Here is a 12446-nt window from a genome sequence, read left to right as displayed (position 1 = left end):
AAGGTCACACCGTTTTCAGCTTTAAATCAACGGGCAGGCGCGTATTGATATTCAGGCGCGCCCGTTGAATTTGTTCGGAAAACAATCCTTTGGCCGAGGATAAATCGGCATCGCGCAGGTCGGTTTTGGCGAGGTTGCAACCGCTGAGATCGCACCCAAGCAGCTTTGCGCCGCGCAAATTGGCATGGCTCAGATCCGCCCCGAGAAAAACAGTTCCCGACAAGCGGGCATCCTTGAAATCGGCCCCGGTCAGGCGGCTGGCGGCCAATATGGTGTTTTTCAAATTGGCCCCGCTGAAATTGGCGGTGGTAAGATCGCAACGCCGTAAAATAGCATCCTCGCAATTGGCGTTGTGCAACGAGGCTTGTGGCAAAACACAGCGGGTCAGATCAATGCCTTCGAGGTCTTCGTTACGCAGATCGGCATGGGCAAACGAAATCATTTTGCCTTCCTTGCCGCCGGTATCGACCCACATTTTATGAACCCGCAAGGCTGCGCGAATATCAATGTCGATCAGGTCTTCATCTTCTGCCTTTGTTTGATCGTCGTCGTTGGTGTCATCATTGGTGGCATCCGCACGACACGGGGCTGGCTGACCCGGTTTTGCCGTTGCGACGGGCGGGGTGTTTGCGGCTGGGGCACGGAGGCCAATTAATTTTTCTGCGCCACGGTTGGTGGGCAAAAGATCTGTTGGATCGAGGGTTTTGGGCCCGGCCTGCGTGCCTGTGGGTGTGACCGGCAGATCGTCATCGGGCACGGCCAGACGGTCGGATTTTGTGGTTTTGGCTGCTGGACGGGGCAGGGGGGCTGCTGCCATCGTGCGCGGACGCCCCACCATCGGCCGGCTTGTGCTGGCCGTTATCCGGGCCGGACGCAAAATAACCCCGGCATTGGAGGTGCGTGATTTTTCGCGCAGAATCTGCGGGTCGCTGTGCCCGTTTTCATCGGCCAGAGCGGCGGAATTTTCAGCATCTTGTTGAGATGCGTTTGCCGGATCGGACGGGGTATCCTTGTCGCGCGACGGGCCGAAATAATCGCCTTCCAGGACAAACCGGCGCGGAGATTTGATCACGGTATGAATAATGCGGTGCAACCGGTCCGGGTTCAGGGGCTGGCGAAAAACACCGTTAATGCCAACCTTAACCGCATGGCGCATGGCATCGCGGGTAAGGGATTTGGCGCCAAGCAATACCGGCACCTGTTGAAAATAGAGATCATCGTGTTGCGCCATGTCGCGCAAATGACCGATGGTTTTGATGCCTTGATATCCCTCAAGCTGATGGCTGACCATCACCAGAGCCGGCCGGTACTGATTTGCCAGCGCAAGGGTTTCTTCCTCGGTGTCGCAGGAATAGAAAGAAACAATATTAAGCGGTCGCAATGCGTCATGCACAAGGCTGGCGGCCTTGGTGCTGTAATCGGCATATAAAACGGACAGACCAGACATCGAAGCCATTGCGAAACAGTTCATCCTGATTAAAAATCTATACGAATGCATATGGTGTATAGGTGAGGTTTTTGCAGTGGCAAGGATTATTTAATGCAAACAAAATTTGGTTGGCTGTTTATGCCATCTTCAGAGGGCGCGGCATGACGGCCATGCTCTCCAGAAAGATGCTTTAGCGGCGAGTGACGGGGAAAAGACCGACAGATTTTTGCGGTTACGGACGGGATTGACGGATAAATCCGGTGCCGGTGCGGTCGGTTTCTGCTGGTGTATCGGCTGCCGGGCCTGTGTTGCTGCCATTGGGGGCAGTAGCGGGGCCGTTGGTGTTGCTGCTGCTGCCGCTGTCGTTGCCGTTGCCGGGTTTTATCCCACCTTGCGGGTCTTCTAAAATGATGGTGAGTTCCACGCGCCGGTTTTTGGACCGGCCATCGGGCGTGTCGTTGCTGGCAATCGGGCGGCTGTCGCCATAGCCCTGCAGGATCATCCGGTTCGGGTTCATGTCGTTTTCATTGATCATCCAGTGCAGCACCGAAGTGGCGCGCGAGGCGGACAGATCCCAGTTCGATTGAAACAGCGAACTTTGTGAAACCGGAATGTTATCGGTGTGACCGGCAACAATGACGGTGCCGTCGGTTTGTTTGATCACCGGTAAAACGCGATTGAGGATGGCGCCAAACTCTTCGTTGATTTGCGAGGAGCCAGACGGAAAGGCAATGTCATCGGGGAAGCGCACAACAACTTCGTCGCCTTTGCGTTCAATGCCGATCTGATCGCTCAGCCCCATGCGGTGCAACACCGTTTCAAGGGTGTTTTGAAGTTTTTCGGCCTGTTTTTGCCCGCTATCGTTTTTCTCGATTTCGACCTTTGGCACTTCCACCGGTGGAAGTTCGGAGACAACGCGCGGTGTATCGGGCGACGGGTTTTTCAGGGCTTTGCCCAGAAGGGACCCGTCCATTTCGATCACGCCGGAAAGCTTGTCATCCTTGGCAAAGCCGAATGCCGATTTGACCGACCCGGCAATCGCCTTGTATTTCACCACATCCATTTCGGCAAAGGTCAGCAATAGCACAAACAGAACCAGCAACAGCGACATCAAGTCGGCAAATGTTGCTATCCATGCGGGCGCGCCTGCTGCGGGTTTTTTTGCCATAGAGCGAGATTATCCGGATTGAGGAAAAACAAGGGTATCGCGAGTAGGGGCGCGCGTCATGCACTGCCTTCATCATCCGTATCTGCCGGGATGCCGCCCGGAAGATAGGGGCCAAGGATTTCTTTCATCACCAGCGGGCTTTGGCTGGCCTGAATTTGCACAACGGATTCAACAATCAGTTCCTTGGTATTGCGCAGCTGTTCCACCTTCAGGGCCAGTTTATCGGCAATGGGCAAAGCGATCAGGTTGGCCAGAACCGCACCATAGAAGGTTGTCAGCATGGCAATGGCCATTGCCGGGCCGATGGCATCGGGGTCTGACAGGTTGGCAAGCATTTGCACCAGACCGACCAGGGTGCCGATCATGCCAAAGGCAGGGGCGGTGTCGCCGATGCCACGAAACATCACTTCGCCCAGTTCGTCGCGCTGGATCGATTTTGCCACTTCGCTGGAAATTGAACTGCGGATGACGTCACTATTATGTCCATCCACACACATGCGGATGCCGCGTTTCATGACCTCGTTTTCAATTTCAACACTTTCGAGGCCCAATAACCCGTTTTTACGTACCAGCGCCGATAGCTCCATTGCTTTGTCGTAAATCGATTGCGGGTCTTCCTTGGGGTTTTTAAAGGCAATGCTGATGCCGGTTTTCAGTGATTTCATCACATCGCGCATTGGAAATTTGATCAGCGTTGCCGCCGTTGTACCGCCAAACACAACCATGATCGACGGCACATCAACAAACGCACCAAGGTTGCCGCCCATAACGATGGCGCCAACAATAACGCCCATCCCGGCAATAATTCCAATGAGTGTTGCGATATCCATTGTATTTGACTGCTACCTGTTGTGGTTTCGGGCGGGTTCAAGGTGACGGCACACAGTGCCAATATAAACAGATTGGGGCTAACCATCCGATTTCCATAGCGAAACGGATTTTATTCCTTGATTGCATTTTGCGCGCAGTTTGAATGCTTGTGCATCCTCAAATGGGGAGCAATCAACAATGCCGATTGTTTGTGCAAAGAGCCTGCTTTAGTGTGTCGCCGGTGGCAACCTACCCCAATTCGAAACTGGAAATACCAAAGGTTTTTGCAAGGTCAAGGTCTGGTGTCGATCCACGATACATGCGCGCGGTTTCAAATACCGGTTCCATGCCGTATTTGCGCGCCAGGCTTGCGGCGGCCTGGTTGGGTTCGGGAATATCGAGGAATACCGGGCGATCCTGATCGCCTTCGCGCCGTGCCAGCAAGGCCCCAAACAGGCAATCGGCGTCATCAGGGGTTTGCGCAAATAGCGGGCCAATTTTATAGCCATCCTGGCAGGGGCGGATCACACCATATCCACGCACGCCCATCGGGCCATAAAGGGCCAGGGCGGTATGTTTTTCGCTGCCGATCCAGCCTTTGAGAAACGATAACCGCGACTCGGCAAAAAGATGCAGGCTTTGCTCAAACGCATCCACAATCGCGATGTCGTCTGTTTTCAGTTCGTACAAATCGGCGGGTGCCTTAAAGGATGCCGGCGTTTCAACGGTTCCGGCCATGCGGATGTTGCGATGGGCAAAGCAAAAGCCGGATTTCGCATAATTGTCTTGCTGTGCCACCACGCCATCCAGGCCGATGGTGTGCGAGACAGGCCCGCCAAGCACGCTATTCCAAAGCCGCAGGCCTAATCCCTGACCCCGGCGGTCGGGGCGGCACATGTAAAAGCCGACAAAGGCAAAATCGGCACTATAGGTGACACAGGACATAACGCAGGCCAGCCCCTTTTTGTCGAACGCGCCCCAAAAGCCCTCCGGGTCGCTGTTCCAGAATGCCAACAGGTCATCCTGGCCGGGGTTCCATCCTTCATTGGCTGCCCATTGCAGCATTGTCGAAAGGTCGTTTTCGCGCAAGCGTCGGATTTTTTCAGGATTGGCCATTATTCTTCCGTAAGGAAATCGTGTGTAGCTCTATGTTTTAGCGCATTTTTGCATTCAAAAAAAAGAATATCACGGTTATCTGTAATAAAAAATTGAGAATGATTTTCATTTGTAATATCAGATCTGGTAATTTGTTTCTGTTTTGCACGCATTACGGGCTTTGACATTATGACTTCTAAAATCGTTCGGGCGCATACACAGGTAACCGTGCCAGACCCAAAGGCGGCAGTGCAGGCTTTGGCGACTTTTTACCGCGACAATGATTGCAGTGTTGCGATGGCGGGGGATGACCACGTTATTTCAATATCAATCGGGACGGTGCGGGTTGGTGCCCGTGATCACACCCTTGGCATCGAGGTTACGGCGGCGAATGACACGGCAATTACCCAGCTTAAAACCGGCGTCATCACAATGGTGGACCAACTTGTGCCCGGGGCCGACCTTGATTGCCGCTGGCACGGGGCAGGGCAACCCGGTGCAAAAGGCGGGAAACTGCCCAATTTTCGTGAATTAACGGTGGGGGCTATTCGCGATTTGGGGCCAGACATGCGCCGTCTTCGGTTACATGGCGATGATTTAACCCCCTATCTGGGGGCGGCAATACATGTGCGCCTGATCATTGCGCCGCACGGTGTGGCGAACCCTGAATGGCCGACGATGGGGGAAAACAGCCTGCCGGTATGGCCCCAGGGCGCGGATAAAGTTGAACCCCGTGTTTATACGATTCGTCGGATCAATGCCGATGAAGGCTGGATGGATATTGATTTTGTGGTCCACGGAGATAACGGACCGGGATCGCGCTTTGCCAATCATGCAATGCCAGGCCAGCTTGTGGGTGTGACCGGGCCAATTGGCAGCGATTTGCCACCGGCAGACTGGTATTTGTTTGCTGCCGATGAAACCGGTATTCCGGCAATTTCCCGGTATCTGGAAGAATTGCCCGCAAACAAAACCGGCCATGTTATTTTCGAGGTTTCCAGCCCGATCGCCAAACTTGATGTCCCGCATCATCCGGGGTTTGATCTGAACTGGGTGTTTCGCGATGGCAGTCGGCCCGAATTGGCAACCGGATTGGCGGTATCCGATGCGAGTGACCAAAGATTATCGCAGGGGGCTAACCCTGGTGCGATAAAAGCCGGGCATGCGCGCAAAGCGCAGCATGACAGCGATATATCGCCATTCACCGCCGCAATTTGTGACATTGAAGTCCCCACGGACCAGAAACGTGTTTTTTGCTGGACCGCGACCGAACAGAAAGTTTATCGCCAGTTGCATACGCATTTTCGCAAGGAGTTGAAGCTCGCGCGCGAGCAATGCCTTGTGATGACGTTCTGGCGGGCTGATCGGCATTAAGGGCGACGGTTTTGGGGATGGCTGAAAGTTAGCCGATGCTAAATTGATTTTTGCGTTTGAAATTGGTATGACAAATAATTACGCAAAAGCAGGAGACAGGAATGGCCGGCGGGTCGGCGCTTCCCCCCAAGGAAAATCACGCGGAAACCTTTGCCCGCCTTCGCGACGCCCATGCGCGCGAGGTGACGGAAGATTACGTGGAAATGATTGCCGACCTGATTGTCGAAGAGGGCGAGGCGCGGGCGGTTTCGCTTGCGGCGCGCTTTGGTGTGACACCAGCCACGGTCAATAATACAATCAAACGGCTTGAGCGGGACGGTTTTGTCTCAAGCCGTCCTTACCGCTCGATCTTTCTGACCGATGCAGGGCAGACTCTGGCCGACAAATGCCGGGAACGGCATAAAATTGTGTATGACTTCCTGATCGCCCTGGGCCTGGATGTTCAGATCGCCGAATTTGATGCCGAAGGCATCGAACATCATGTGAGTGCTGAAACCCTGGACGTTTTTCGCAAATTTACCCGGGAATGGAAGCACAAGAGCTGATACAGGATGCTATACAAACATATACATCCCTGATCCTGCGATGCAGATCCCCAAAAAGGAACCCGCCATATGGGCATTCCTTTTTGGGGTTGTTTACATTTCGCCGATTTTACGGGTTATTTTGGAGGAACCGGAAACACACCTATTGTCATAATGCAAGCCAGAAGGGGCTGCTGAGGAGGGCGTATAGGGATTGCTTTCGGGCTTGTTTGTCCGGTTTTCTCTGTTCTGCTTGTCGCAGGATTGGTGGAAACGGTGGCGGCACCACTGTTCAGGCTCGCATTCGTCGATGTGCCGTAAAGGGGCATTTTTTTCGGATTTGGGCCGGTTGACGGTCTTGCTGCGGGGACACGATTATCGGGGGACGTCGAATTGCCTTCTGTGGCGGTCCCTTTTAAGGTGCCGGTGATTTGGCCCGGACCAAGGGTCCAGTTATGGGTATGGGCGGGTAGATTGGCGGCTGTAAGAGTTACTGTTTCTTTGCCGTAGGATTGGCCTGAGGCAACCGGAGGAATGTTTTCTCCCTGTCCCGCTCCGGCAATCGTGCGTCCTTGCACATTAGGCAGGGCAAAAGTTGATACCCCGTTGCCGCCAAATCGGGTACCAATTAAGGAGTACAAAGCTTGATTTGAAATAATCTCAAGCACAAGGCCGTTTGCACGCGCAAAATTTGGCGGGCAATAAGTCGCCGCGGTCCAGCAGACAGAGCCGATATAGCCATCTTGTGAACATTCTGATGCCTTGGCGTCATTGGGAACGCTCGCAACAGCCAGCGTAAATACCGTAAGAGCAGATAAGCATCCTGCCCGACCAATTTGTTTAAGGGATATTTTCATTTTTGATTTCCTTGCCAGCCAGCTTTTCTGTGCAGCATTGAACAAATCCTCGCACCAACTATCCTCTTGGAGGAAAGTTGCCCTTGATCGCGATACAGGCGGTCAGGCCAAGACGGGGAGCCGTAATATTGATCGGGGTGGCCGCGCCTGTTGCTGTTGTCACACCCGATTTCCCTGTTAAATTGCCGGTTACAATACTGTTCTTCATATTCACAGTTGGGCTGTTGTCAGAGTAGGCCTGTGTCGCACCGACCGAAGCGACACCAGGGTAGCCGTCAGCCGGGCTGTTGGACGTGGCACCCGATATGTTGGCCTTAAGCGTGCCCGATAATTCGAATTTGGATGGGTCAATCGAATGTGTGTGGGGGAGCATATTTTGCATCGTCATGGTCGTGGTGGCGGCACCACGCTTGTTACCTCGGTTTATCTGGCCTCCCCAGTAATAATTTATGGCGACGACACTTCGCCCCCGAAGGTCGGGAAGCTTAAAGAACTCATCTGTACCGCCATATGTCGTTTGAAGAAGAGCATAAAGCGCCTGGTTGTTTGCTCTTGGTAACGCTTGCCCGTCTGCCTTCGCATAATTTTCGGGGCAATAGTCGGTGGCCATCCAGCATATCCCGCCGATCATGGGCTCGGTTGAGCAACTGGCACTTGCCTGCTTTGGCGCGACAAGCAGCGACGACGAGGCTGCAACAACAGCAGCCAGAACAATTTTCTTGAAATGGGTCATTGGTTTTTTCCTGGACGAAACATCAAAACAGGATCGGGTCTGGGATGCCGGTTAATCTTTGGTTGGATATAGGCCAGCGTAATTAATGCAGGCAAGCATCCCAAGTTGCGGACCAACGATCGAAATCTCTGTCTTAGCACCAGTTGGGGTTGCGCTGCTTGTAACCGTTTGTCCGGCAATGTTTGCGGTTACAACGCCTGGTGCCATTTCACCATCTGCCGTGTTGGAATACAGTGAGGTAGTGGATGCTTGCGGTGCCGCAAGAACATTTCCTGCCGGGGTTCTTTCGCTGCCTGCACCTGCCTGAACTTTAACATCAACACCTGAGGCGACCGTAATGGCGACGCCGTGGTCATGCGCAGGAAGCTGATCTGGATATATGTATGTTTCTGACGCACCAACAGGGTGTCCGGCCATCATCTGCGTCAGACCCGGTTCTGTCCCGGTGCCGACGGGTTCGCGCCCTCTCATGTCGGGCAGATTAAACGTACCACGGCGATAATCAGCGCCATATGTATTTAAGATCACAGCGTGCAGGGCCGGATATTGGTTTATGGAAACACTTGTTCCATCGGCAAGAAAATATCCGTAGGGACAATAAGAGATGGCGGTCCAGCAAATGCTGCCAATATAGCCATCGGCATTACATGCCATGGCCGGGGCAGATCGCAATGTCAGGGCTGTTATCGCCGCTGTCCCCGCAACGATACAGCCAAAAATGTTAAGTCGCATTTGTTCCCTTCTCCTGTGTCATATTGATTTTCACGCTAGAATTTTGACGCAAAGCAGAATTTTAAACTTGGACAACTTATCTGCTTAAGGTTGCTTTTCTCGTTCGTGCCAAAAGGCATTGTGCTTTTGCCGGGGGCTTGTTCTATTGACGTGTTAAAAGGGGGAGGTGTGAAATTTTTTGCGGTATTGTTCTGTGAGCGGGAAGCTGCGGGTGCTCATGGCAAAGTGGCCGTGCTAAAGGCCGCGATGCAGCCAGCAGGAATGGTTATGCAGAAACCTGTGCCAGGCAGAACGGTGCTCGTGCGCGTTGGGGCCCCGAAAATTATATGGAAATAATTGCCGATTTGATCGGTCAGGTCGGGGCATATGATGCCGCTGGCCGCGTGTTTTATGTGACCTTGGCGACGGTGATTAAGATCATCACAAGACTGACAGGGGACGATTGTGTTTCCTGACCAAGCGGGTCGGGTACTGGCCGGTAAATGTTATGAATGTGGCAAAATCGTTTCCGATTTTCTGATCTTGAAAGGTCTGGATGCCCGGGTTGCCGGACCTGTGCTCGGAACGGCCAGGTATCGTGATCGTGCCTAAAGCCAGAGGGTTCTCCGCAAATTTGTCAGGCAACAGAAGAGCGAATGTCAATCCGGGCGAATGTACAAACCAATGCAGCCTTGATCTGCCGGGCAGGTCCCCAACAGAAAAGGACCTGCCAAATATGTATTCTTTTAGATGGGGGGTAAGCCGGTTTTACAAATTACTCGCGGCGCGGATAGTTCAGCCCATTTATGTTGATGCAAGCCATAAGGCCGACCTGATCGACACGCAGGGGCATAGGAGCCTGGGACTGTTGACCGGCTTTCTCTGTACGGTTTATTTCAGGGTCGCTGCGAACGGTACCAATGTGTGCCGCGAAACTGCCATTTGGTGATTTGCTGTAAATGGGCGTTTTTTTTACATTAAGACCATTTAATGGCCTTGCTGCGGGAATGCGGTTCTCTGGCGAGACAGAATTGCCCTCTTTCGTTGTTGCCAGTAATGTTCCTGTGATTTTGGCCGTTTCGAGCGAGAACTTATGGGAATGGGAGGGTAGGTTCTCCGTCTTCAGCATTACACTTTCTTTGCCGTATGTTTGGCCTATGTAATTCGGGTTGGTGTCGCCCGGTCTTTCGCCAGTTCCAACAATGCTACGCCCCCGCAAGTCAGGTAAGGCAAAAGTCGTAATCCCGTCGCCACCAAAGCGATTGCCAATTAAGGTATATAATCTTTGGTTATTATTAAGGAACAGCAAAGTACCATTTGCGGGATAATAATCTCTTGGACAAAAGGTCGCCGCAGTCCAGCAGACAGTGCCGAGATATCCGTCTTCGCTGCAATCCGAAGCCTTTGCGCCATTCTGAAGGCTTGCAAAGGCCAACATGAATATTACAAGAGCAGATAGGCATCCTGCCCCGCCCGTCCGTTTGAGAGGCACTATCATTTTTAATTTTCCTGTCAGTCAGCGTCTATTTGCAACATGAAGCAAATGTGCTTGTTAACGTTCTGGGAATATCCCCTTAAAGGCAATACAGGTGGTCAGGGCAATGCGGGGGGAGAGGATGTTTATGGGGGTTCCAGAGCCTGTTTTTTCTGTTACACCTTCAAATCCGGTTAAATCGCCGGTGACCATATCCTCCTTCATCCTCGTATTTGGGGATTGATCAGAGTATGCCTGGAGCGCAGGTTTTGACGCGATGCCAGGATAATGATTTATCGGGCTGTCGCTGTATGCAGAACCATACGTACTGGCAGCCACGGTGCCGGATAAATGAAATTTTTTTGGGTCAATCTCATGGCCGTGTCGGGGTATTTGATCTTGCGATAGGGTGATTGTATTGCTCCCTCTTGCTTCTCCCTGTCTTACGGAAAGGGGGGAGTGATCTGAAGATCCTGTGACACTGCGCCCCCGAAGATCGGGAATCCTGAATTGCCCTTCTGGTGCGCTGCCATAGGTATTTCCAAGAAGAATAGAAAGAAGCTCAAATTCATCGGATGGTAATGTTCTTCCATCTGCGATCATATATTCTGTCGGGCAATAATCCGCCGCCATCCAGCATATGCCGCCAAGATAGGGATCAGGGGAGCAAGAAGCACGTGCCTGATATGGCATGGCAAGCAGAAACGGGCAGGCTGTAACTGCGGCTGCAAAAATCATTTTCTTGAAATGGATCATTGAATTCATCCTGCATAAGACCTAAAAAGACAATTTTGGTGAAATGTTTCACGGTGTGGTTCCCCCCTGAGGGGTCGGCTTTTTGTCTTCAGTCGCGGGTATGGGCGGGAAGTTACCCCCAACATTAATGCAGGCAAGCATCCCAAGTTGCGGAGGAACGATGTGAACGGGCTCTGAGCTGGGTAGGTAACGCTTTGAGGAAGTGGCTTCATCACTTCCCGAGGAATAAGTTGTTGTTTCTTCCCCGATAATATTTGCGATTATAAAATCTGAAGCCATGTGCCCATTTGCCGGGTAGGTATAAATCTCGTAATCTGGATTTTCCAGCTTGGCAAATACGTTGCCCGTCGGGACTCTTTCCGTAGCTTGGTTTTCGCTCACTGCGATATCAACCGGAGATTCAAATTTGACGCCATGATCGTGCTCGGGAAGCGTTGTTGTTCTTAACGTAAATCCCTTGCCTGAATTACTGTTTATCGGACCGGCGGATATTGGTGTAAGTCCCCATCCGGTTCCGGTGCCAACGGGTTCGTGTCCTCGTAAATCGGGTATGGAATAAATTTCATATTCATGAATTGTCGAAATGATAAGCTCTAGTTCATTGTGCTCATTGCCGTATTTATCTTTATACCACTTGATGTTCCACTCATGTTCTATTCGTTCCCAATCTTTGGGAACATCTTTGTACTTTCGTGTCTCATATGTTCCGATTTTCGTACCATATGCGTGGCCGATCAGAAGTTCCAGTTTGCGAATATTGTCATTAGTCGGCTTCCTGTGATCGAAAAGCCAACTGCCATCAGCGGGCAGATATCCCTCGGGACAATAGGGGATGGCGGTCCAGCAAATGCTGCCAACATAGCCGTTCGGGTTGCAGGCCCTGGCCGGACCTGGCTGATATGTCAGGGTGGTTATCGCCGCTGTCCCTGCAATGATGCCACCAAAAATGGTAAATCGCATTTGTTCCCCCCCCGGTGCGATGCTATTGCTTCCATACGAAATATGGCTGCGAAAAATTTCGGACATAATATTTGCATGATGGTGTGTATTTTTTTAATTTAGTCAATCCTGAATGTCACTAACAAGCGCTGGAAGACACACTTTGCGTTCAGGAAGAGCGTGTGGTCGCGGGCGACAACACAGTGCGTTACAAGAAGCGCATCCTGCAGATCCCCCAAAACCGGCACCGCTATCATTACGTCAAGGCCAGCGTCCGGGTGTATGAATATCCCAACGGACATCTTGCGATCTTTCACGGCCCCCGCCGACTGGCCCTTTACACCAGTGACGGAAGCCTGATCGATGCCGACAAGGCAAAGAAAATGGCCGCGTGACCCGCCTCGACGCGCGCCAACCCTTGTGGACAAGCCTCCGGGCGCTACGCGCCCTCCACCTTGTCCACAAGGGACAACAACAGAAGCGGTCAATTCGCTTGTTTCATAAACCGGTCATTTCAGTTTGTTCTTGACATCCTGAATTTAAAATTCCAATGCAATATTTTATGTTTATTTTTAT

Annotated in this window: 14 protein-coding genes; 4 read left to right on the top strand and 10 right to left on the bottom strand. The window is 52.2% G+C overall.

All coding sequences use genetic code 11. The features are described from left to right. Positions 1–4: 4 nt before the first annotated feature. From AAC086_RS06265 to AAC086_RS06250, 4 genes are all read right to left on the bottom strand, one after another. A complete protein-coding gene (locus tag AAC086_RS06265) occupies positions 5–1456 on the bottom strand; it encodes a pentapeptide repeat-containing protein (RefSeq protein ID WP_339776628.1) in 1452 nt (483 codons plus the stop codon). Positions 1457–1661: 205 nt separating this feature from the next. After that, positions 1662–2597: an OmpA family protein gene (locus tag AAC086_RS06260; RefSeq protein WP_339776626.1), complete on the bottom strand. Its 936-nt coding sequence runs from the start codon at positions 2595–2597 to the stop codon at positions 1662–1664. Between the two features lie 56 nt (positions 2598–2653). Continuing rightward, on the bottom strand, positions 2654–3427 hold the full coding sequence (locus tag AAC086_RS06255) for a MotA/TolQ/ExbB proton channel family protein (protein ID WP_339776624.1): 774 nt from the start codon (positions 3425–3427) through the stop codon (positions 2654–2656). A gap of 229 nt (positions 3428–3656) precedes the next feature. Beyond that, complete coding sequence (locus AAC086_RS06250; RefSeq protein WP_339776621.1) at positions 3657–4523, bottom strand: GNAT family N-acetyltransferase; 867 nt, start codon at positions 4521–4523, stop codon at positions 3657–3659. Between the two features lie 168 nt (positions 4524–4691). Between AAC086_RS06250 and AAC086_RS06245 the strand changes: the two genes are divergently transcribed. Continuing rightward, positions 4692–5876 (top strand): siderophore-interacting protein, encoded by a 1185-nt coding sequence (locus AAC086_RS06245; RefSeq protein WP_339776619.1) that lies wholly within the window; start codon positions 4692–4694, stop codon positions 5874–5876. Between the two features lie 101 nt (positions 5877–5977). Beyond that, positions 5978–6421 carry a manganese-binding transcriptional regulator MntR gene (mntR, locus tag AAC086_RS06240; protein WP_339776616.1) on the top strand — a complete coding sequence of 148 codons (444 nt, stop codon included), beginning with the start codon at positions 5978–5980 and terminating at the stop codon, positions 6419–6421. 116 nt (positions 6422–6537) lie between these two features. Here mntR and AAC086_RS06235 read toward each other — a convergent pair whose 3' ends face one another. Genes AAC086_RS06235 through AAC086_RS06225 form a run of 3 tightly spaced genes read right to left on the bottom strand, consistent with a single transcriptional unit; the run spans position 6538 to position 8644 of the window. Continuing rightward, complete coding sequence (locus AAC086_RS06235; RefSeq protein WP_339776613.1) at positions 6538–7257, bottom strand: tail fiber protein; 720 nt, start codon at positions 7255–7257, stop codon at positions 6538–6540. 58 nt (positions 7258–7315) lie between these two features. Next, entirely contained in the window at positions 7316–7990 is a 675-nt protein-coding gene (locus AAC086_RS06230; protein WP_339776610.1) for a tail fiber protein, read from the bottom strand. A 51-nt stretch (positions 7991–8041) separates the two neighbouring features. Then, positions 8042–8644 carry a tail fiber protein gene (locus AAC086_RS06225; RefSeq protein WP_339776608.1) on the bottom strand — a complete coding sequence of 201 codons (603 nt, stop codon included), beginning with the start codon at positions 8642–8644 and terminating at the stop codon, positions 8042–8044. Positions 8645–9166: 522 nt separating this feature from the next. Between AAC086_RS06225 and AAC086_RS06220 the strand changes: the two genes are divergently transcribed. Beyond that, a complete protein-coding gene (locus AAC086_RS06220; RefSeq protein ID WP_339776605.1) occupies positions 9167–9313 on the top strand; it encodes a hypothetical protein in 147 nt (48 codons plus the stop codon). A gap of 163 nt (positions 9314–9476) precedes the next feature. On the opposite strand, the gene AAC086_RS06215 is transcribed toward AAC086_RS06220, so the two are convergent. Genes AAC086_RS06215 through AAC086_RS06205 form a run of 3 tightly spaced genes read right to left on the bottom strand, consistent with a single transcriptional unit; the run spans position 9477 to position 11891 of the window. Beyond that, complete coding sequence (locus AAC086_RS06215) at positions 9477–10199, bottom strand: tail fiber protein (RefSeq protein WP_339776603.1); 723 nt, start codon at positions 10197–10199, stop codon at positions 9477–9479. 54 nt (positions 10200–10253) lie between these two features. Beyond that, the gene (locus tag AAC086_RS06210; protein ID WP_339776601.1) at positions 10254–10931 is read right to left on the bottom strand and encodes a tail fiber protein; all 678 of its coding nucleotides are present in this window, start codon (positions 10929–10931) and stop codon (positions 10254–10256) included. A 48-nt stretch (positions 10932–10979) separates the two neighbouring features. Beyond that, positions 10980–11891: a hypothetical protein gene (locus AAC086_RS06205; RefSeq protein WP_339776599.1), complete on the bottom strand. Its 912-nt coding sequence runs from the start codon at positions 11889–11891 to the stop codon at positions 10980–10982. A 161-nt stretch (positions 11892–12052) separates the two neighbouring features. Between AAC086_RS06205 and AAC086_RS06200 the strand changes: the two genes are divergently transcribed. Continuing rightward, positions 12053–12265, top strand: coding sequence for a hypothetical protein (locus tag AAC086_RS06200; RefSeq protein ID WP_339776597.1), 213 nt, complete (start codon positions 12053–12055; stop codon positions 12263–12265). Positions 12266–12446: the final 181 nt, after the last annotated feature.

The organism is uncultured Thalassospira sp. (assembly GCF_963976115.1).
Taxonomy (GTDB): Bacteria; Pseudomonadota; Alphaproteobacteria; order Rhodospirillales; family Thalassospiraceae; genus Thalassospira.
Note: the sequence above shows the minus strand (reverse complement) of the source record. Positions and strands in the feature narration are given on the sequence as shown.